Below are 22,100 nucleotides of genomic sequence, written 5' to 3'. Positions count from 1 at the left end.
CTCATAACGCTTCGGTGCACAACGACCAGCGCGATGTCACGGATCGCACGCCGCCAAGGCACCATGGACCGATGCGCGACGACGAGGCGGGCACTGCCCCAGGGGCGATCGGTGCGCTCGTCCACCGTGCCGTCGACGGGGACGAGCAGGCCACGCACGACCTGCTCGCCCATGTCCACCCCCTGGCCTTGCGCTACTGCCGCACCCGTCTGTCCCGCCTTCCTGGCGACGCTCGGCACTTCGTCGAGGACCTCGCCCAGGAGGTCTGTGTCGCGGTCCTGCTGGCCCTGCCGCGCTACCGGGACACCGGCAGGCCCTTCGAGGCGTTCGTCTTCGCCATCGCCGCGCACAAGGTCGCCGACCTCCAGCGGGCGGCGATGCGCCACCCCGGCTCGACGGCCGTCCCCTCGGACGAGATGCCCGAGCGGCCGGACGACTCGCTGGGCCCCGAGGAGCGGGCGCTGCTGAGCAGCGACGCCGAATGGGCCAAGAAACTCCTGGCCAACCTCCCCGACAACCAGCGCGAGCTGCTGCTGCTGAGGATCGCGGTGGGGTTGACGGCGGAGGAGACGGGTCAGATGTTGGGAATGTCACCCGGTGCGGTCCGAGTGGCCCAGCACCGGGCCCTGAGCAGGTTGCGGGCGCTGGCTGAGCAGTAGCGCCTTGTTCGCGCAGGCAGTGTGCGGTTTTCGTTCCTGGGGGCTGCTCCCTGCCTGAACGCTCGGTGCGGTGCTTCCGTACGAACACACGAGGCCCAGAGTCACTCGGAACCGTGGAATTCGGGACCCCTGCTTCCCGTTAGCATGGACATCCGCACCGATCAAGGCCATTTGGGGAAGGTGTCATGACTGCCAACGTCGACGGAGTGCCCGCTAAATTCGCGACTCTCGGGCTCACCTACGACGACGTGCTGCTGCTGCCGGGCGCATCCGAAGTACTCCCCGGCGCGGTCGACACCTCGTCCCGCATCTCCCGCAACGTACGGGTGAACATCCCCCTGCTCTCGGCGGCGATGGACAAGGTCACCGAGTCCCGGATGGCGATCGCGATGGCCCGTCAGGGCGGCGTCGGCGTCCTGCACCGCAACCTCTCCATCGAGGACCAGGTCAACCAGGTCGACCTCGTGAAGCGCTCCGAGTCCGGCATGGTCACCGACCCGATCACGGTCAACCCCGACGCGACGCTGGGCGAGGCCGACGCCCTGTGCGCCAAGTTCCGCATCAGCGGCGTGCCGGTCACCGACGGCGACGGCAGGCTGCTCGGCATCGTCACCAACCGTGACATGGCCTTCGAGACCGACCGCTCCCGTCAGGTGCGCGAGGTCATGACGCCGATGCCGCTGGTCACCGGCAAGGTCGGCATCTCCGGATCCGACGCCATGCAGCTGCTGCGCCGCCACAAGATCGAGAAGCTTCCCCTCGTCGACGAGGCGGGTGTCCTCAAGGGCCTCATCACGGTCAAGGACTTCGTGAAGGCCGAGCAGTACCCCAACGCCGCGAAGGACGCGGAGGGCCGTCTGATCGTCGGTGCCGCCGTGGGCGCCAGCCCCGAGGCCCTGGAGCGCGCCCAGGCGCTCGCCGAGGCCGGGGTGGACTTCCTGGTCGTCGACACCTCGCACGGTCACAACAGCAACGCCCTCAGCTGGATGGCGAAGATCAAGTCGGGTGTCGGCGTCGACGTGATCGGCGGCAACGTCGCCACGCGTGACGGTGCCCAGGCGCTGATCGACGCCGGCGTCGACGGCATCAAGGTGGGCGTCGGCCCCGGCTCGATCTGTACCACCCGGGTGGTCGCCGGTATCGGCGTCCCGCAGGTCACCGCCATCTACGAGGCCTCCCTCGCGGCCCGGCCGGCCGGTGTCCCGCTGATCGGTGACGGCGGTCTGCAGTACTCCGGCGACATCGGCAAGGCGCTGGCCGCCGGTGCCGACACGGTGATGCTGGGCAGCCTCCTCGCGGGCTGCGAGGAGTCGCCCGGCGAGCTGCAGTTCATCAACGGCAAGCAGTTCAAGTCGTACCGCGGCATGGGCTCGCTCGGCGCCATGCAGTCCCGGGGCCAGGCCAGGTCGTACTCCAAGGACCGCTACTTCCAGGCCGAGGTGGCGTCCGACGACAAGCTGGTGCCCGAGGGCATCGAGGGCCAGGTGCCCTACCGCGGCCCGCTGGGCAACGTGCTGCACCAGCTCGTCGGCGGTCTGCGCCAGACCATGGGCTATGTGGGCGCCGCCTCCATCGCGGAGATGGAAACCAAGGGCCGCTTCGTCCGGATCACGTCCGCGGGCCTCAAGGAGAGCCACCCGCACGACATCCAGATGACGGTCGAGGCCCCGAACTACAGTCGTAGCAAGTAGTCACCAGGCTTCCGAAGGGCGGCCCCGGGTACTCCGGGGCCGCCCTCGTCGTACCCGTCGGCGATACTGGAAGACGCTGAAACGCACAGGGAAAGGCCACTGACGTGACTGAGATCGAGATCGGGCGCGGCAAGCGCGGCCGCAGGGCGTACGCCTTCGACGACATCGCCGTCGTCCCCAGCCGCCGTACGCGGGACCCGAAGGAGGTCTCGATCGCCTGGCAGATCGACGCCTACCGCTTCGAGCTGCCCTTCCTGGCCGCCCCCATGGACTCGGTCGTCTCCCCGGCCACCGCGATCCGTATCGGTGAGCTCGGCGGCCTCGGCGTGCTGAACCTCGAGGGCCTGTGGACGCGGTACGAGGACCCGCAGCCGCTGCTCGACGAGATCGCCGAGCTGGACGTGGACGCCGCGACGCGCCGGCTCCAGGAGATCTACGCCGCTCCCATCAAGGAGGAGCTGATCGGGCAGCGCCTCAAGGAGGTGCGCGACTCGGGCGTGGTCACCGCGGCCGCGCTCTCCCCGCAGCGCACGGCCCAGTTCTCCAAGGCCGTGGTCGACGCGGGCGTGGACATCTTCGTCATCCGGGGTACGACGGTTTCCGCGGAGCACGTGTCGGGTTCGCACGAGCCGTTGAACCTGAAGCAGTTCATCTACGAGCTCGATGTCCCGGTGATCGTCGGCGGCTGTGCCACGTACACCGCGGCCCTGCACCTGATGCGTACCGGCGCGGCGGGTGTCCTGGTCGGTTTCGGCGGCGGCGCCGCGCACACCACGCGCAACGTGCTGGGCATCCAGGTCCCGATGGCGACCGCGGTCGCGGACGTGGCGGCGGCCCGCCGTGACTACATGGACGAGTCCGGCGGCCGGTATGTGCACGTGATCGCGGACGGCGGTGTCGGCTGGTCCGGCGATCTGCCCAAGGCGATCGCCTGCGGCGCCGACGCCGTGATGATGGGCTCCCCGCTCGCGCGCGCGACCGACGCGCCGGGCAAGGGCCACCACTGGGGCATGGAGGCGGTCAACGAGGAGCTGCCCCGGGGCAAGAAGGTCGACCTGGGCACGGTCGGCACCATCGAGGAGGTCCTCGCCGGCCCGTCCCACACCCCGGACGGCTCGATGAACTTCTTCGGGGCACTGCGCCGCGCGATGGCCACCACCGGATACAGCGAGCTGAAGGAGTTCCAGCGCGTCGAGGTGACGGTGGCGGACTCGGTGCACCGGCGGTAGTTCCGTAGTCCCCGTAGTCCCCGTAGTCCCCGTAGAACGTGAAGGGGCCGGTCGTCTCACTTGGGTGAGTGACCGGCCCCTTTCGCGTGTCCGGGCGAGCCTGCGGGGGCGGGTGACGCGGGGTGGGGGCGCACGGTTGCCTTCGGGGCGAATTCGGGCTGGTCAGCGGGGTCGCAGGCGATAGCGTCCGGTTCGGCGCCCCAGGTTTCTGGAGCGCCCCCTTCCAAGGACATGGTTCCGGACCCCGGCCGTCGGGGCCCGGCCCGAGTTCCAACGGACCGCCTACCGGGTCAATGGGCGGCGTCGTGGAAGGGGGCGCCCATGGGACGCCACCGCAAGCCCACTCGCTGGGATCGGATCCGTCTTCGGATGGTGAAGTGCCGGAGGAGGTGGATCTTGCGGATTTTCGGATGGTGAGCGGCCACCCCTATAAGACCTAGGGGTGGACACTCCGTGATCCATCCAGGAGCCTGCCGCAGTGACCCCTGCGGTGGGCTCCACCTGTTTCGTACGTTACCGGCGAGCTCTGCCGCTCGCCACCAGCCCCCGGGCTCGCGCACCCCGCGCGCCCCCTTTCACAACCGATGCGCCGCCCCCGTAGGCGTAGCCCCCCGCGTGTCCAGCAGCAGTTGGGCCTTCACCGACAGGCCCTGTAGGTCGTATGTCCGGTGCTGTTGGAGCAGGATCGTCAGATCGGCGTCGGCGGCGGCCTCGTAGAGGGAGTCCGCGCGCGGGACCGGGCGGTCCAGGACGCTCCAGGACGGGACGTGCGGGTCGTGGTAACTCACGGACGCGCCCAGCTCCATCAGCCGGACCGCGACCTCATGGGCGGGCGTGCCCTGCTGGTCGGCGAGGTCGGGCTTGTAGGTGACGCCGAGCAGCAGCACCCGGGCGCCGCGCGCGGACTTGCCGTGCTCGTTGAGGAGGGTCGCGGCGCGCTGGATGACGTAACGGGGCATCTGGCTGTTGACCTGCTGGGCGAGTTCGACCATGCGCAGGGTGCGGCCCGAGTGGCTGCCGGCCAGGTCCTGCGGGAGGGAGTGGCCGCCGACGCCGGGGCCCGGGCGGAAGGCCTGGAAGCCGAACGGTTTGGTCTCCGCGCAGCGGATGACGTCCCACAGGTCGACGCCGAGGTCGTGGCAGAGGACGGCCATCTCGTTGACGAGGGCGATGTTGACGTGCCGGTAGTTGGTCTCCAGGACCTGCACCGTCTCCGCCTCACGCGGGCCGCGCGCGCGTACCACCTTGTCGGTGAGGCGGCCGTAGAAGGCGGCGGCCGACTCGGTGCAGGCGGGGGTGAGGCCGCCGATCACCTTGGGGGTGTTGGCGGGAGTGAAGTCCCGGTTGCCGGGGTCGACGCGGCTGGGGGAGTAGGCGAGGTGGAAGTCGCGGCCCGCGCGCAGCCCGGACCCCTCTTCGAGGAGCGGACGCAGGACGTCCTCGGTGGTGCCGGGGCGCACGGGCGACTCCAGGATCACCGTGGTGTGCGGGCGCAACTGTGCGGCCAGGGTGCGGGCGGCCGACTCCACCTGGCCCAGGTCGAGCCCGCCGTCCGCGCCCCGCGGGGTGGGGGCGCAGATGACCGCGGTGCGCACCCGGCCGAGCTCGGCCGGGCTGGTCGCGTGCCGGAAGCCCCCCGATAGCATCCGGCGCAGTTCCGCGGGGCTGAGGGAGCCGGGCTCGGGTCCGGTCCGGTAGCCGAGGGTGGAGATGCCCGCGGCGACGGCGGCCTGGGCCAGGGGCAGTCCGTAGGGGCCGAGTCCGATGACGGCGAGATCTGCGGGCATGGCGTGGGCCGTCCTTCCCAGTAGCCGAAGTGGGACAGGTGCGCAAGTCCGGTGGACAGGATGGGCCAGCGCAATGTCAGACTAGGAGTAAATATGACCGATTTACGGGATTTATTACGTGTGTCTTCCCGCAGGTCTGCGGGTGTTGTCCCGGGTGTCCGTGAAAGTTGTCCACAGGCTGGGGGTGAGTGGTGGCTGGACTTGGGCAAGCCGGTCAGAATTTGGGCATGGGGGATGCGAACCGGGCCACTCCTCCAGGGTGAGACCGGCACGACCGACAGCGGGAGGCAACGGTGAGGACAACGACACTGGGGCCGGCGCAACGCGCCGAGTCACTGGCATCCATGGCCGAGCGCGAACTGGACGTGCTGGTGGTGGGGGCGGGCGTGGTCGGTGCGGGCACCGCTCTCGACGCTGTGACCCGCGGACTGTCCACGGGCCTGGTCGAGGCGCGTGACTGGGCCTCGGGCACGTCCAGCAGGTCCAGCAAGCTGATCCACGGCGGTTTGCGCTATCTGGAGATGCTCGACTTCGCACTGGTCCGGGAGGCGCTGAAGGAACGCGGTCTGCTGCTGGAGCGGCTCGCCCCGCACCTGGCGAAGCCGGTGCCGTTCCTCTATCCCCTCCAGCACAAGGGCTGGGAGCGGTTGTACGCAGGTTCGGGCGTCGCGCTCTACGACGCGATGTCGATGGCCCGCGGGCACGGCAGGGGCCTGCCCACGCACCGCCATCTGAGTCGCCGTCACGCCCTGCGAGTCGCACCCGCCTTGAAGAAGGACGCGCTGGTGGGCGCGTTGCAGTACTACGACGCACAGATGGACGACGCCCGTTTCGTGGCCACCCTCGTGCGCACGGCGGCGGCGTACGGCGCGAAGACCGCCAACCGCGCGCGGGTGACCGGCTTCCTGCGCGAGGGCGAGCGTGTGGTCGGCGCCCGGGTGCAGGACGTCGAGGCGGGCGGGGAGTACGAGATCCGCGCCAAGCAGATCGTCAACGCCACGGGGGTGTGGACCGACGACACCCAGGCGATGGTGGGCGAGCGCGGCCAGTTCCACGTCCGGGCGTCCAAGGGCATTCACCTGGTCGTCCCCAAGGACCGCATCCACTCCTCGACCGGGCTGATCCTGCGCACCGAGAAGTCCGTCCTGTTCGTCATACCCTGGGGCCGGCACTGGATCATCGGCACCACGGACACCGACTGGGACCTCGACAAGGCGCACCCGGCCGCGTCCAGCGCCGACATCGACTATCTCCTTGAGCATGTGAACTCCGTTCTCGCGGTCCCGCTGACCAGGGACGACGTCCAGGGTGTGTACGCCGGTCTCAGGCCCCTGCTGGCCGGCGAGTCGGACGCCACCAGCAAGCTGTCGCGCGAGCACACCGTGGCGCATCCGGTGCCGGGGCTCGTCGTCGTGGCGGGCGGCAAGTACACGACCTACCGGGTGATGGCCAAGGACGCGGTGGACGCGGCGGTGCACGGCCTCGACCTGCGGGTCGCCGAGTGCGTGACGGAGGATGTCCCGCTGCTCGGGGCGGAGGGGTATCGCGCCCTGTGGAACGCGCGGGCGCGGATCGCCGCTCGCACCGGTCTGCACGTGGTGCGCGTGGAACACCTGCTGAATCGGTACGGTGCGATGGCGGAGGAGCTCCTCGACCTGGTCGCCGCGGACACCTCGCTGGGCGACCCCCTGCAGGGTGCCGAGGACTATCTGCGCGCCGAGGTCGTGTACGCCGCCTCGCACGAGGGCGCGCGGCATCTGGACGACGTGCTGACCCGGCGCACCCGCATCTCCATCGAGACCTTCGACCGCGGCACCCGCTGCGCCCGCGAGGCCGCCCAGCTGATGGCCCCGGTGCTCGGCTGGGACAAGGACCACATCGAGCGGGAGGTCGAGCACTACGAGAAGCGGGTGGAGGCGGAGCGGGAGTCGCAGCGGCAGCCTGACGATCTGACGGCGGACGCGGCGCGGATCGGGGCGCCGGACATAGTGCCGTTGTAGGGCTTCTGGCGCGGGGACCGGTGGAGGGGATCTGAGCGGAGGGGCCCGTCAGGGGCCCATCATCTCCGGGTCCCTGGTGGGGGATCCGCAGCGGCTCCGGGGCGGCGGTCGGGTGGTGCCGGCGGGGTCGCCGGCGGCGTGCGGCGCCGTGGGCGGCGGGGCCGGGGGCCGGGCTGTCCCGGGCCGCACGGTGGGCCCGGTGCCCCCAGGGGCACCCTGGGCGTCGGGCACTTGTCGGGTGAGGGACAATGGAGGCTCTGTCAGGGCGGGTTGCATGAGGGGACGCATGTCGGAGCCGGAGCGGGCGGGGACATCCCGTCAGGACACTCGTCAGGACAACAACGGGCGTCTTCTTGCCGGGCGGTACCGGTTGGGAGACGTGCTCGGTCGCGGCGGCATGGGCACGGTGTGGCGTGCCGAGGACGAGACTCTGGGCCGCACGGTCGCCGTCAAGGAGCTGCGGTTCCCGACCAACATCGACGAGGAAGAGAAGCGGCGCCTGATCACGCGGACGCTGCGCGAGGCCAAGGCGATCGCGCGGATCCGCAACAACAGCGCGGTGACGGTCTACGACGTGGTCGAGGAAGACGACCGGCCGTGGATCGTGATGGAGCTCGTCGAGGGCAAATCGCTCGCCGAGGCCATCCGGGAGGACGGCCTCCTCGAACCCAGGCGCGCCGCCGAAGTGGGCCTGGCGATCCTGGACGTGCTGCGGTCCGCGCACCGCGAGGGCATCCTGCACCGTGATGTGAAGCCGTCCAACGTGCTCATCTCCGAGGACGGCCGGGTGGTGCTCACCGACTTCGGCATCGCCCAGGTCGAGGGCGACCCGTCCATCACGTCGACCGGCATGCTCGTCGGCGCGCCCTCCTACATCTCCCCGGAGCGGGCCCGTGGGCACAAGCCCGGTCCGGCGGCCGACCTGTGGTCGCTGGGCGGGCTGCTGTACGCGTCGGTGGAGGGTGCCCCGCCGTACGACAAGGGCTCGGCCATAGCGACGTTGACCGCGGTGATGACCGAGCAGTTGGAGGAGCCGAAGAACGCCGGTCCGCTGAAGGACGTCATCTACGGCCTGCTCACCAAGGATCCCGCCCAGCGGCTCGACGACGCGGGCGCGCGGAGGATGCTCAACGCCGTGCTCCACGCGCCGGAGCCGAAGGCCGAGCCGGAGCTCGCGTTGGACGCGACGAAGGTCGTGCCGCTGCCGCCGCAGCCCGACGAGGGCGCGGGCAAGAGGAGTTCGGGCGGAAGCGCGGGCAGGCGGGGCGAGGAGGCCGGCGAGCGGTTCCGCGGGGCGCTGCGTTCCGTGCGGAAGGCCGCCGGGGCGGCGGGAGCGGCGGCGACGTCCGCGGCCGCGGCGCGCACCAAGTCCGGGGGCGACACGGCGGGTTCCGGGACGGGGCCCGCGTCCGCGGCCGGTGCCGGTTCGGCAGGCTCGGGTTCCGGTGGTTCCGGCGGCGGTTCGGCCGGACCGGGGGCGAGCAGTGGTGCGGGCGCCTCGGGTTCTCGTGGTGGTACGGCTGTGTCGGGGGCGGCCGGGGTCTCCGCTTCGGGGAAGAGCACATCGAGTGGGCACGCCTCGGCTTCGGGGACTGCTCCGGCTTCGGGGGCTGGCTCTCGGTCGGGCGGGGTGCCCGGGCCTCGGGGCGGAAGTGCGCAGGGGGCGAACGGCGGTACCGGGGGCCAGAGTTCCGGGTGGCCGGTGATGACCCCGCCGGACCTGCCGCCGCGGCCCGTGCCGAGGGCGCCGCTCACCGATGTGGTGCCGCGCAGGACCCTGGTGATCATCGCCGTGGTCGTGGCGCTCGCCGTGATCGGTACCGTACTGGCGCTCACCATCGGTGGTGACGACGATTCGGATGGGGCCCAGGGCGGCGGCGCCAAGGTGACGGCCAGCGCGAGCGGGAGCGCCGACACCAAGGAGGACAAGGGCGGCGGTGCCCGTACGGAAGGCTCGGCCTCCAAGTCCGCGGCGGCGGAGTCGGACGCGCGGAGCACGCCCAGCAGCGAGGCGGGCGCGGGCGACGGCAGCGGGTCGGGATCCGACGGGTCCTCCGGCTCCGGCGACAACGCGGTGGCGTCGACGCACAAGGGGACTCAGGGGTACTCGATAGGGCTGCCCAAGGGCTGGAAGTACGGGTCGACGGACGCGGCGGGGGACCGGTTCACCGGGCCCGACGGGCAGAAGCTGCTCGTCGCCTGGACGTCCACCCCGAAGGGCGACCCGGTGACGGACTGGCAGAACCAGGAACGCTCCATGACGCGTTCCCAGTACCAGAGGGTCCGAATAGAGAAGGTGGACTACCGCGGCTGGAACACGGCCGACTGGGAGTTCACCTATGTCGACGGCGGGACGAAGTTCCGGACGATCGACCGGGGATTCGTCGTCAACGGCCAACTCGGATACGCGTTGATGTACACGGCGAAAGCCGCGAACTGGGACAGCGAGCTGCGCGAGACCACCTGGAAGACGCTGGCGAAGACGTTCACGCCCAAGTCATGAGGAGCGGTGCGGTGATCGATCTCCTGTTCGATCTCCGGTTTGGTGCGTGAGATCTGGCATCCACACTTTGCGGGTTGCCTCCGGCACGTATCGTGAATGCTCGCGGACCGTACGCATCCAGGAACAAGTGCGGAACGGGCCGCGAGGCGAACGGAATTGACCGACCGGGTGGCCGGGGGGAGGCAACGTGGAGGACTACGCGGGTCGGGTACTCGCTGACCGCTACCGCCTGCCGCTGCCGCCCACCGATGAGTACGAACTCACCGAGACCCGCGCCTTCGACACCTACAGCGGGCAGGAAGTCCTGGTCAGGCAGGTGCCGTTGCCTGAGGTCGTCGAGGCGGAGGTGCTCGACGCCGAAGGGCTGCCGGACGGTTTCACGGCCAGGGATCCGCGAGGAGCGCGGGAGCGCGGGGGACGGCGCGGGTCCGAGGGCGGGGGCGTGCGACGCCCGACGGAGCCAGCCGTACGGCGGGCGGTCGAGGCCGCGCAGGCCGCGGCGCGGATACCCGACCACCCGCGGCTCGACCAGGTCTTCGACGTGTTCGCCGAGGGCGGTTCGCTGTGGATAGTCAGCGAGTTGGTGCCCGCTCGGTCACTGGCGACGCTGCTCGTGGAGAAGCCGCTGTCGCCGTACCGGGCCGCCGAGGTGGCCGCCGACGTCCTCATGGCCCTGCGGGTCCTGCACGCCCACGGCTGGGTCCACCGCAATGTCACCGCGCGCACGGTGCTCATCTGCGACGACGGCCGCGTGATGCTGACCGGTCTGGCGGTGGGGGCGGCCGAGGAAGCGCTGTGCGGGTACGACCCGGTGCCGCCCGAGGACGCCGAATGGGACGCCGGGGGCGGTGAGACCGGTGCCGGACGAGGTCCTGCGGGGGGAGCCGCGGGTTCGGGCGGTGCCGCGTACGGCTCGCGTGGTCCTCTTGGACCAGGTGGTCCCGCTGGTGGCGCCCAGGGCCCGGTGAGTGCCGTAGGGCTGGAGGGGGCGGAGGCCGAGGCCGCTCGGCGGGCCGCGATCGAGGCGCGAGCTGCCGGGGCGCTGCCGGTTGCCGGGGCGGAGACGACGAACGGGGCGTCGACGGTACCGGCCCGCAGGGCTGTCGACACCGGCGCGGACATCCGGGCGGCGCGGGCCGGGGCGATCGCCGCGTATCGCGCGGGGGCCAGGGCCGCGGCCCGGGTCCAGGAGGCGCAGAGCGGCCGGGCGGCCCTGCCAGGAGCACGTTCCGCTCCCGAGGGCGACACCGCCGCCCAGGCCAACGGCTCCGCCCTGCACCCGCCGTACCCCACGGCCAACGGTGCCCAGCCGCCGTATCCCGGCGCGAACGGCGTTGAACAGCAGCCGTACCCCGAAGCGAACGGTGCTCAGCACCAGCCGTATCCCGGCGCGAACGGGATGGAGCAGCAGCCGTACTCCGGCGCGAACGGTGCTCAGCACCAGCCGTATCCCGGCGCGAACGGGATGGAGCAGCAGCCGTACTCCGGCGCGAACGGCGTTGAACAGCCGCCGTACCCCGAAGCGAACGGTGCTCAGCACCAGCCGTATCCCGGCGCGAACGGGATGGAGCAGCAGCCGTATCCCGGCGCGAACGGTGCCCAGGAGTCCTCCGGTTCCGGGCCGCCGGGGCAGATCGCCGACCCCTATGGCGTGGGGGGCGCCTCCTGGCACGGTGCCGCGCCCCGTGGCGGGAACGCCGGGGCGCCGGAGGTCGGAGGCGTCGGACAAGGCGGGCGGGGGCGTACGGCGCTGCCTTCCGCAGGAGTTGGAGGAACCGGCGGCCCCCGCCCCGGACTGGCGTCCGGCCCCGTTCCTGCCGGAGGCGTCGGCGTCGGCGGTGTGCACGCCGGCGGACCCTCGGCGCTGCCTCCCGGCCGTTGGGACGAGCCGGCCGCCGGCGCGCCCGCGCGGCGGGGGCCGACGACCGCGTTGGCGGCCGAGCGGGCCCGGCAGGCGCGGATGGCTGTCGTGGGGCCCGTGACCGAGCGATGGGCGCCGGAGCAGGCCGGACCCGTGCACGAGAACTGGCAGCTCGCGGCGCCGATCGGGCCCGCGACCGACCTGTGGGCGCTCGGCGCGCTGCTGTTCCGGGCCGTTCAGGGGCACGCGCCCTACCCGGAGGAGTCGACCGCCGAGCTGGTGCAGCTGGTGTGCGCGGAGCCGCCCGCCTTCGCCGAGGAGTGCGGACCGCTCAGGCCGGTCGTCGAGTCGCTGCTGCGGCAGGATCCGACCGAGCGGCTCGACTTCGAGGAACTGAGCGGCTGGCTGCGTTCACTGGTGCGTTCGGCGCCCGAGCCGGAGGCCGGCGCGCACGTCGTCGCCGCGCCGCCCGCCGACACCAGCCGACTGCCCGTCGTACGGCGGCGGGGCGAGCTGGTGCGCAGGCGGCGAGCCGGACTGCCCGCGCACCACGGGCGGCACAAGCGGGCGCGGGAGGGGGCCGGTTCACCCCGCAGGCTCGGCCGGACCCTGCTTCTGCTGATCCTGCTCCTGCTGGCCGGCGCGATCGCGTACGCCATGCTCTTCATGCCCAAGTCCGACTCCGGTACGGGGGGCACCGGGGACCGTACCGGGGCCGCCGGCGAGGTGAGTCCGGCGCCCGAGCCCTCCTCGGAGGCGAGCAGCGAGCCCCGGCCCGAACAGACCTCCCCGGGGTCCGAGGGCAGCCCCTCCTCGTCCGCCGGGTCCACCGAGACACAGACCACCGGGCCAGACGTCCCCGACGGCTTCGCCCTGCGCAAGGACGCCGAGGGCTTCCAGGTGGCCGTCGCCAACGGCTGGGACCGCACACCGGTCAACGGGCGCGGCCAGGTCGTGTACACGCACGGGAACTTCGAGCTCGTCGTCGTACCGGGACGGGACAGCGCGGCCGAGGACGGCAGCGACCCGATGGTGTACCAGCGGGAGAAGGAACCGGAACTGCAGCCCTACCGGGACTCCAGTTGGGCCACCGCGACCGGGCTGAAGACCATCCAGGTGGGCGGGCGGACCATGGCCGAGGGGCAGTTCACCTGGACCGGCGACGACGGGCGCGAACTGTATGTGCGCAACATCGCGATGCTGATCGGCGGGAAGTACCACGTGGTGCAGTTACGTGGCCCGGAGGCCGAGCGGGACGAGGTGAGCCGGCTGTACGAGCAGGCGTCGGCCACGTACCAGGTCACCGGCTGAGAAGAGGGCCCGCAGGGGACGTTCGGTGAGGGCCGGGCGCCGGTCAGGGCTGGAGGGTTCACCACCGCCTCCCGAAGCGACAACCGTCACAGTGCGGTCACCGTGACGCCCCCCTGGTTCCGTTCGACGAGGACGGGTCCCTACTCTGACACTGTCAAGAGCATTGCGGGGCAACGTGAATCAGATGCAGGGCCAGCTCCTCGCGGGGCGCTACCGGCTCGCCGACCCGATAGGCAAGGGCGGCATGGGCCGCGTGTGGCGTGCCCACGATGAAGTGCTGCACCGAGCCGTCGCGATCAAGGAGTTGACGGCCGCGTTGTACGTGTCCGAGGGCGACCAGGCCGTCCTCCTCGCCCGCACCCGGGCGGAGGCGCGCGCGGCCGCCAGGATCAACCACTCCGCCGTCGTCACCGTGCACGACGTGCTGGACCACGACGGCCGGCCGTGGATCGTGATGGAGTTGGTCGAGGGTCACTCGCTGGCCGACGCGGTCAGGGAACAGGGCCGCATCGAGCCCACCGAGGCCGCCCGCATCGGGCTGTGGGTGCTGCGGGCGCTGCGCGCGGCGCACACCGCGGGGGTGCTGCACCGCGATGTGAAACCCGGCAACGTGCTCATCGGCCGGGACGGCCGCGTCCTCCTCACCGACTTCGGCATCGCCCAGATCGAGGGCGACTCGACCATCACCCGTACCGGAGAGGTCGTCGGCTCGGTCGACTACCTCGCCCCGGAGCGGATCCGTGGCCACGACCCGGGAGCCTCCTCCGACCTGTGGGCGCTCGGCGCCACGCTGTACACGGCGGTCGAGGGCAGGTCGCCGTTCCGTCGGACGACACCGCTGACCACCATGCAGGCCGTCGTGGACGAGGAACCCTCGGAGCCGCGGTACGCCGGTGCGCTCGCGCCCGTCATCACCGCGCTGCTGTACAAGGACCCTGCCGTACGGCCCGACCTGGCCGCCGCGGAGCAGATGCTCGCGGAGGCGGCGGAGGGGCGACGGCCGAACGCGGCACAGGCGTATGTGCCCACGCAACATGTGAGTTCCCGGACCGTGGATTCCCACCCCATGGGTACGGGCCCTATGGGCGCCCACCCCATGGGTACCGGCGTCGGTCCTATGGGCGCCCAGCCCACAGGCCCCCAGCCCACAGGTCCCGGTCACACAGGTCCCGGCCACCCAGGTCCCGGTCACTCCGGCCCCCACTACGCCGGGTCCCACTACGCGGGGTCCCACCAGGAGGCGGAGGCCCGCGCCGGGGCGAACGCCCCGGTCTCCATGTCGGTCACCGGCACGCCGTACCCTCCGGCGACCGGCCCCACCGTGCTCGGTCCGCCGTATCTCGCCGACAACGCTGCCACCGGCGTCACGAGTCCGCCGAAGCGCCGCCGACTGCGGACGGCGGCTCTCGTCGTCGCCCTCGCCGCGGTCATCGGCGCGGGCGCGGCCGTGGGGATGCAGGCGTGGGACGAGTCGCGGCAGCAGGACGCCGACCTGTCCGCCTCGCCGGGTCCCACAAAGACCAGTAGCACGCCGCGCTCCGGCGGGGGCGTTCCGGCCTCCTGGGTCCGCCACGAGGACCCCGTGGGCTTCAGCGTCTACCTGCCCAAGGGCTGGGACCGGCAGGTCTTCGGCGTCGACGGCGACCTCACCCAGATCGACTACTCACCGGACGACGGCAAGCACTTCCTCCGTATCGCCATCGACACCTCGCCCGACTTCAGTGACCCGACAGCCCACCAGCTCGACCTGGAGCAGCAGTTGCTGCGGCTGCGCGACTACGAGCGCGTGTCCCTGCACGACAACCTCTACCGGGATCGCGATGGCGCCCGGTGGGAGTACACGTGGACCGCGCTGGCCAAGGACACGGACTACCCCGGGCCGCGCCGGGCCGTCGAGGAGACGTACATGTCCCGGGACGGCGTCGAGTACGCCATCTACATGTCCTCGCCCGCCAAGGACTGGGCCACCACCAGCAAGCAGTTCGCAGCGGTGCTGCAGGGCTGGGAGGAAAGGACCTCCTGAGGCCGACCCGGCGGATTTGGCCGGTCGCCGCCCCGGAAGGAGTCCGTCCGGTGCGGGATGATGAGGCGCATGGGGACCGAGGGGGACAGCGCCCGTGTGATCGCCGGCCGTTACCGGCTTGAGGCGCGGCTCGGTCGCGGCGGCATGGGGGTCGTCTGGCGGGCGACCGACCAACTGCTCGGCCGGAGCGTGGCGGTCAAGGAGCTCCCTCTCGACGAGACCCTCTCCGCCGAGGGGGCCCGGCGGCAGCGGGACCGCAGCCTGCGCGAGGCGCGTGCGGTCGCCCAGTTGAGCCATCCGCACATCATCGTGGTCCACGACGTCGTCGAGCACGACGAACGCCCGTACATCGTCATGGAGTTGATCGAGGGGGCCTCGCTCGCCGAGCGGATCGCCGCGCACGGCCCGGTGGACGCCGACGAGGCCGCCCGGATCGGCGTCGCCCTGCTGGGCGCGCTGCGCGCGGCGCACGAGGCCGGCGTCCTGCACCGCGACATCAAGCCCGCGAACGTGCTTGTGGAGGACGGCACCGATCGCGTCGTCCTCACCGACTTCGGCATCGCCCAGGTCGCGGGCGCCACCACGCTCACCGAGACCGGGTCCTTCGTCGGCTCGCCCGAGTACACCGCGCCCGAGCGGATGTCCGAGTCGAGAACCGGGCCCGCGTCCGACCTGTGGTCGCTGGGCGCGCTGCTGTGCACGGTCCTGAGCGGCGAGTCGCCGTTCCGTCGCGACTCGTTGGGTGGCATCCTGCACGCCGTCGTCTCCGCCGAGATCCGGCCGCCCGCCCAGGCCACACCGATCCTGCCCGTCGTACGCGGCCTCCTCGAACGCGATCCGGAGCGACGGCTCGACGCGGAGCGGGCCGAGCGGATGCTGCGGACCTTCCGGGACACCGGCCGCACACCGGCTCTGCCGCCCCGGCGCAGCCGCACCCTGTCACTCGGCCGCACCCGCGCCAAGGCACCCGGCCCTACGTCCACCGAGCCGTTCGATCCGCCGCCCCCTGCCGACCACTCGCCGGAGCCACCGCCGGACCGCCCGCCGGAGGGCCCGCCGGACCGGCCGTCCGGGTACGCCCCCGCGTCCGAGCGGGACGTGCCCGCCCTGCACCCGTCGGCTCCTCCCGGACGCTCCCCGCGAGGCGTGCTGGTCACCGCGCTGCTGGTCACCGCGATGGCCGGCGCGGGGGTGTCCGCGGCGGCGCTGCTCATGAACGGGGGCGGCGACGGGACGGGGACGCCGGCACTCTCTGCGCCCACGCACACCTCGGCGCCCCCGAACACCCCCACGAGCCCCGGTTCGAGCCCGAGTTCAGCCCCGAGCCCGCATCCCGCCGCCCCCTCCGGCTACCGCTTCGCCGACGACCCCGCCGGTTTCGCGCTGGCCGTGCCGGACGGCTTCACTCGCGTACCCCAGGGTGAGCGGATCTTCTACATGTCACCGGGGCGGATCTTCCGCCTCGGTATCAGGGTCGTCGACCCCGTGGCGGACGGTCCGCTGACCGTGCTGCGGCGGGCGGCCACCAAGGGCCCGGAGACCAACCCGGGTTACCGCGACAGCCGGGTCACCACGACCGCGCACCGTGGACGCCCCGCCGCGCTCTGGGAGTTCACCTGGGACGGCTTCAGCGCGGCGGAGGGCCCCCGGCACACGTACGACCTGTGCTGGGAGGAGCACGGGCGGCTGTACGACGTGTGGGTGTCGGCGCCGGTCGGGAAGGTGCGGGAGGCGAGGGACTACTTCGACGTCGCGGTCGACACCTTGGTCACGGGTCGGTGACCGGAAAGCGTTCGAGGTGGATTCCGGACCGCTTGGCGCGAAATGATGGACCCATGAGCAGCAACGGGGGAGCCCCTCACGGGTCCGACGAGCCAACGAGTTTCGGTCTGCAACCGCCGAACCCGCCGAACCCACAAGGTCACCTGGCCCCGCAGGGCCCGCCGGCTGCGGTGCCGCACCCGAACAACCCGTACGCTCTTCCCGCCCAGGCGGTGCCACCCCAGCCCCACTCCATGCCGGACCCCCGCCCCGCGCCGGGTGCCCAACCCGCGCCTGACCCCCGCCCCACGTCGGACTCCCCTCCCGCACCGGCCTCCGGCGTCGGACGCCTCATCGCGGACCGCTACCGGCTGCTCGCCAAGCTCGGGCACGGCGGCATGGGCACGGTGTGGCGGGCCAAGGACGAGACGGTGGACCGCGAGGTCGCCGTCAAGGAACCCCGCCTCCCGGACCACCTTCCCGAGCGCGAACGGGCCAACGCCTTCGAGCGCATGCGCCGCGAGGCACGTGCCGCGGCCCGGCTCGACCACCCCGCCGTCGTGAACGTCCATGACGTGGCGGTCGTGGACGGCCGCCCGTGGATCGTGATGGAGCTGGTGCAGGGGCGTTCGCTGGGCGACGCGTTGCAGGAGGGCACCCTCGGGGTGCGCGAGGCGGCGAGAATCGGCCTCGAGGTGCTGGGCGCGCTGGAGGCCGCGCACGCGGCGGGCATCCTGCACCGGGACGTCAAACCGGACAACGTGCTCCTCGGCCGTCACGACCGGGTCGTCCTCACCGACTTCGGTATCGCGCAGATCGAGGGCGAGACCAACCTGACCGACACCGGCGGCTTCGTCGGCTCGCCCGAGTACATAGCGCCGGAACGGGTGCTGGGCCAGCGCCCCGGCCCGGCGAGCGACCTCTGGTCCCTCGGTGTGGTCCTGTACGCGGCGACGGAGGGCGTCTCCCCGTTCCGTCGCAGCAACACCCCCGCCACCCTCCAGTCCGTCCTCAACGCCACTCCCGCGCCGCCCGCCTCAGCGCAGGGCCCGCTCGCCGACGCCATCAACGGCCTGCTCCAGAAGGACCCGGCGCGCCGCCCCAACGCCGCCCAGGTCCGGGCCATGCTGGGGGCGGCCGTGAACCCGCCGGCGCCGGCCCGCACCACCCAGTTCGTGCGGACGGACTCCCCGCCGCGCCGCCTCCGGCTCGGCCGCAAGGCCTGGATCGGAACCGGTGCCGTGCTCGTCGCGGCGGCGGTGACGGCGTACCTGGTGATCGCGGACCCGTTCGCGGGCCCGCTGCCCGACGGCTGGACGACCAAGCACGAGAAGGACGTCGCCGCGGCCCTGGCGGTGCCCGTCGACTACCAGCGCTCCTTGCCCGACCGGGAGACCGACAAGGGGCACTGGGTCACGTACACCGACTGGAGCGGCAGCATCTCGATCGGCCTGACCCTGGACCGGAAGGCCGAGGACACCAGCCACACCATCGCGAACTCCGCGGCCGCCGAGATGTACGACGACGACACCGAGTTCAAGGAGACCGGCAGCTACGCCCTCCACATGTCCGAGAAGGCGAAGACCTCTCCCGACGACGCGACCTACGAGGGCAACAAGGCCGCCCAGAACACGGTCGTCTACACCACCGACGACACCGAGAACCCTCGTCTCCGGGAGATGAGGATCCTCTACTACAAGACCAAGGGCGGCGACATGTACAAACTCACCGTCAGCTATCCGGGCAGGGGCGACTTCACCGAACGCGGACGCGCGGTGGCGAAGACGGCGCTCGCCAACCTGGACGTCGACACGTTGTGACCGGGAGGCCGCGTCGACAAGGAGACGTCGAGCACGGTACTCATGGGGCATGAGCAACGGCGGGGACGACGCGGACCCCAGGGATGACGCGGACCCCAGGGACGCGCTGCTCGGCGGGCGGTACCGTCTGGTCGAGCGCATAGGCAGCGGCGGTATGGGGACCGTCTGGCGGGCGCGCGACGAGCTCGTGGAGCGCGAAGTCGCCGTGAAGCAGCCGCGGTTGCCGGGCGATCCGGAGGACGAGGAACACCGCCGCGCCGCCCACCGGCTCTACCGCGAGGCCCGTGCCGCCGCCCGGGTCGACCATCCCGCCGCCGTCTCCATCCATGACGTGGTCGTCGAGGAGGAGGACGGACTCCCCTGGATCGTCATGGAGTTGGTCCGCGGCGAGTCCCTGCACCAGGCTCTGCGCCGTGGCCCGATGCCACCGCCCGAAGCCGCCCGCATCGGCCTCGCGGTCCTCGGCGCCCTGCGCGCCGCGCACGCCGTCGGCATCGTGCACCGGGACGTGAAGCCCGCCAACGTCCTGCTCGGCCCCCATCACCGCGTCGTCCTCACCGACTTCGGCATCGCCCACGTCCAGGGCGAGGAATCCCTCACCGCCACCGGCGACTTCGTGGGCTCGCTGGAGTACGTCGCCCCCGAGCGGATGTCCGGCACCGGCGCCGGCCCTCCCTCCGACCTGTGGTCCCTGGGCGTCCTGCTGTACACCACCGTCGAGGGCGGCTCCCCGTTCCGCCGTACGACACCGGAGACCACCCTCGCCGCGATCCTCGCCGCCGACCCGCCCGAGCCGGAGGGCGCCGGACCCCTCCGGCCGCTCATAGCAGGGCTGTTGGCGAAGGACCCCGAGCAGCGTCCGGACGCGGAGGAGGTCGCACGGTTACTGGAGTCCGTGGCGGGTGAGCGACGGCCGGACCCGGAGGCGGGGGACGCGGAGAAGGACGTACAGGTCATCGAGCCGAACCCGCAGCCGCCCCCGCTCCCTGGCCCGGACCCACAGCCGCCCACGCACCCGGACCCGCCCCCACAGCCGCCCCCCGGACACCGCCCCCTGGCCCGCACCGCCGGTGCCCTCCTCGGCGTCCTGCTCGCGGGCGCCATATGGCTCGGCACGTCGTTCGCCGACGGAACAGCTGACGGGGCAGCCGACCGGGCAACCGACCGGACAACCGACCGGGCAACCAATGGAACAGCCGACGGAACAGCCCCGCAGGACGGCTGGGTGGCCCACCGTGACCAGGGGACGAACGCTGTCCTCTTTCTCCCCGGCCGGTACCAGCGGACGCCCGAAGTGGGCGGGGCGGAGGACGACTTCCGTATGACCGCCTACAGCGACGAAACCATCCAGGTCCGGCTCATCGAGCGGGACACGTCGCCCGGCTCCCCTCTGACGGAGGCGAGGAAGACGGCGCTCGCCTGGGAGGGGCACGAACGGTCCCCCGGCCAGTACACCGCCACCAGCTTCCACGGCGACGAGGCCGCACTGTCCGACGTCACCTACGATCCGCGCGGCAGGCCGACCCGCGTCCTGCAACTGATCGTCCGCACGGACGACGGCCGTATGTACCAGCTGCGGGTGGACATGCCGAAGGGCACACCGGACGAGGCGAAGGGCACGGCCCTCTTCAAGGAGGCCCGCACCCGGCTGGAGATCGGAAGCAATCCGACACCGGGTGTTCGCCGGTGATCGTCGCTGCACTACGCCCTGATCAGCGCATTCTTTGCCAGTGATCACTGGCGTCGTGTGAGCACTCGGTGAATCCCGATTACTGACGGGTACCCAAAGCCTCCGCCGCGGAATACCCTGCGGCACATGACGGACGCGCAGGCCCCGGCCAAGACCGGCACGAACCCCATCGCCCCCGCCCCGGCGGGCGCCCGTACCGCCGCCGACGTGGTCACTCCCGAGCTGATCGCCCAGCTCACCAAGGGCGTGGTCGGCTCGGGCCGGACCGCCAACCACACGCCGTTCACCGGCGAGAAGCTGGCGGACCTGCCCGAGTCCACCCCCGAGGACGTGGAGAAGGCCTTCGACGCGGCCCGCAGGGCACAGGCCGTGTGGGAGAGGACTCCGGTACGGCAGCGGGCCGCCGTACTGCTCCGCTTCCACGACCTGGTGCTGGAGCGTCAGGCGGAGGTCCTCGACCTGATCCAGCTGGAGACCGGCAAGGCCCGTCTGCACGCCCACGAGGAGGTCCAGGCCGTCGCCGTCGCGGCCCGCCACTACGGCCGCAAGGCGCCCGCCTATCTCGGGCCGAAGCGGCACGCCGGTGCCGTCCCCACACTCACCAAGGTCACCGAGCTGCGTCACCCGCGCGGTGTCGTCGGCCAGATCGCCCCCTGGAACTACCCGCTGGAACTGTCGGTGGGCGACGCGATCCCCGCCTTCGTCGCGGGCAACGCCGTCGTGATGAAGCCCGACACGGAGACCTGCCTCACCGCGCTCTGGGCCCGTGACCTGCTCATCGAGGCCGGTCTGCCGGCCGACGTCTTCCAGGTCGTCCTCGGCGAGGGCCCGGTGGTCGGCCCCGAGGTGGTCAAGCACGCCGACTACGTCTCCTTCACGGGCTCCACCCGTACCGGCCGCGAGGTCGCGCGGGGCGCCGCCGCCCGGCTGATCGGCGTCTCCCTCGAACTCGGCGGCAAGAACGCGATGCTCGTCCTCGAGGACGCAGACATAGACAAAGCGGCCGCCGGCGCCGTCCGTGCCTGCTTCTCCTCCGCCGGCCAACTCTGCATCTCCATCGAGCGGTTGTACGTCCACGAGTCCATCGCCGACGCCTTCCTCGAGCGTTTCGCCGCCCGCACCAGGGCGATGCGCCTCGGTACGTCCCTCGCGTACGGCGCCGACATGGGATCCCTGGTCGGCGAACGCCAACTGGAGACCGTCACCCGCCATGTGGACGAAGCCGTCGCCAAGGGCGCGAAGCTCGTCGCCGGCGGGGTGGCCCGCCCCGACATCGGCCCGTACTTCTTCGAGCCGACCATCCTCGACGGGGTGACCGAGCCGATGTCGGTGTGCACGGAGGAGACCTTCGGCCCGGTCGTCTCCATCTACCGCTTCGGGACCGACGACGAGGCGGTCGAGCAGGCCAACTCCACGCCGTACGGCCTGAACTCCTCGGTCTGGACGAAGGACGGCCGCCGTGGCCGCGAGGTCGCCGCCCGCCTGCGCACCGGCACCGTGAACGTCAACGAGGGCTACGCCCCCGCCTACGGCAGCGTCCAGTCCCCGATGGGCGGCATGAAGGACTCCGGCCTCGGCCGCCGCCACGGCTCCGAGGGCATCCTCAAGTACACGGAGGCCCAGACGGTGGCCCAGCAGCGACTGCTGCCGATGGCGCCCTCGCTGGGCATGGACGACGAGAAGTACGCGCAGTTCATGAGCCGGAGCCTCCGCCTGATGAAGGCATTCCGGTTCCGCTAGACCGCACCCGTTCTCAACGAGGAGA

12 protein-coding genes and 1 pseudogene are annotated in these 22,100 nt (G+C 71.8%); 12 read left to right on the top strand and 1 reads right to left on the bottom strand.

The annotated features are described in order from the left end of the window. Positions 1 to 71 precede the first annotated feature (71 nt). The 3 genes from AB0H86_RS33515 to AB0H86_RS33505 all read left to right on the top strand — a co-directional run bounded on the left by AB0H86_RS33515 (position 72) and on the right by AB0H86_RS33505 (position 3,579). A complete protein-coding gene (locus AB0H86_RS33515) occupies positions 72 to 659 on the top strand; it encodes a sigma-70 family RNA polymerase sigma factor (RefSeq protein ID WP_362447478.1) in 588 nt (195 codons plus the stop codon). A 185-nt stretch (positions 660 to 844) separates the two neighbouring features. Next, positions 845 to 2,350: an IMP dehydrogenase gene (gene guaB, locus AB0H86_RS33510; protein WP_362447475.1), complete on the top strand. Its 1,506-nt coding sequence runs from the start codon at positions 845 to 847 to the stop codon at positions 2,348 to 2,350. Positions 2,351 to 2,454: 104 nt separating this feature from the next. Continuing rightward, positions 2,455 to 3,579: a GuaB3 family IMP dehydrogenase-related protein gene (locus AB0H86_RS33505; protein WP_362447472.1), complete on the top strand. Its 1,125-nt coding sequence runs from the start codon at positions 2,455 to 2,457 to the stop codon at positions 3,577 to 3,579. A gap of 575 nt (positions 3,580 to 4,154) precedes the next feature. Here the strand turns inward: AB0H86_RS33505 and AB0H86_RS33500 are convergent. After that, a complete protein-coding gene (locus AB0H86_RS33500; RefSeq protein WP_362447470.1) occupies positions 4,155 to 5,366 on the bottom strand; it encodes a nucleotide sugar dehydrogenase in 1,212 nt (403 codons plus the stop codon). Positions 5,367 to 5,659: 293 nt separating this feature from the next. Here AB0H86_RS33500 and AB0H86_RS33495 point away from each other — a divergent pair, with 293 nt between their 5' ends. The 9 genes and pseudogenes from AB0H86_RS33495 (at position 5,660) to AB0H86_RS33455 (ending at position 22,075) form a co-directional block, all read left to right on the top strand. Beyond that, entirely contained in the window at positions 5,660 to 7,366 is a 1,707-nt protein-coding gene (locus AB0H86_RS33495; protein ID WP_362447467.1) for a glycerol-3-phosphate dehydrogenase/oxidase, read from the top strand. A gap of 286 nt (positions 7,367 to 7,652) precedes the next feature. Beyond that, positions 7,653 to 9,869, top strand: coding sequence for a serine/threonine-protein kinase (locus AB0H86_RS33490; protein ID WP_362447464.1), 2,217 nt, complete (start codon positions 7,653 to 7,655; stop codon positions 9,867 to 9,869). A 187-nt stretch (positions 9,870 to 10,056) separates the two neighbouring features. Then, positions 10,057 to 13,041 (top strand): protein kinase, encoded by a 2,985-nt coding sequence (locus tag AB0H86_RS33485; protein ID WP_362447461.1) that lies wholly within the window; start codon positions 10,057 to 10,059, stop codon positions 13,039 to 13,041. A gap of 184 nt (positions 13,042 to 13,225) precedes the next feature. Beyond that, positions 13,226 to 15,064, top strand: coding sequence for a protein kinase (locus tag AB0H86_RS33480; protein WP_362447458.1), 1,839 nt, complete (start codon positions 13,226 to 13,228; stop codon positions 15,062 to 15,064). A gap of 69 nt (positions 15,065 to 15,133) precedes the next feature. Next, positions 15,134 to 16,846: a serine/threonine-protein kinase gene (locus AB0H86_RS33475; protein ID WP_362447455.1), complete on the top strand. Its 1,713-nt coding sequence runs from the start codon at positions 15,134 to 15,136 to the stop codon at positions 16,844 to 16,846. A gap of 53 nt (positions 16,847 to 16,899) precedes the next feature. Next, complete coding sequence (locus AB0H86_RS33470) at positions 16,900 to 18,645, top strand: protein kinase (protein WP_362447452.1); 1,746 nt, start codon at positions 16,900 to 16,902, stop codon at positions 18,643 to 18,645. A gap of 49 nt (positions 18,646 to 18,694) precedes the next feature. Continuing rightward, positions 18,695 to 19,516: pseudogene (locus AB0H86_RS33465) on the top strand (serine/threonine-protein kinase); the annotation flags it as partial. A 31-nt stretch (positions 19,517 to 19,547) separates the two neighbouring features. After that, positions 19,548 to 19,970: a PT domain-containing protein gene (locus AB0H86_RS33460; protein WP_362447622.1), complete on the top strand. Its 423-nt coding sequence runs from the start codon at positions 19,548 to 19,550 to the stop codon at positions 19,968 to 19,970. 491 nt (positions 19,971 to 20,461) lie between these two features. Next, on the top strand, positions 20,462 to 22,075 hold the full coding sequence (locus AB0H86_RS33455; protein WP_362447449.1) for a succinic semialdehyde dehydrogenase: 1,614 nt from the start codon (positions 20,462 to 20,464) through the stop codon (positions 22,073 to 22,075). The last annotated feature ends 25 nt before the right edge of the window (positions 22,076 to 22,100 follow it).

Origin of the sequence: Streptomyces sp. NPDC050997 (assembly GCF_040660135.1) — a bacterium.
Taxonomy (GTDB): domain Bacteria; phylum Actinomycetota; class Actinomycetes; order Streptomycetales; family Streptomycetaceae; genus Streptomyces.
The sequence above is the reverse complement of the archived record's forward strand: the minus strand, read 5'-3'. Positions and strand labels throughout refer to the sequence as shown.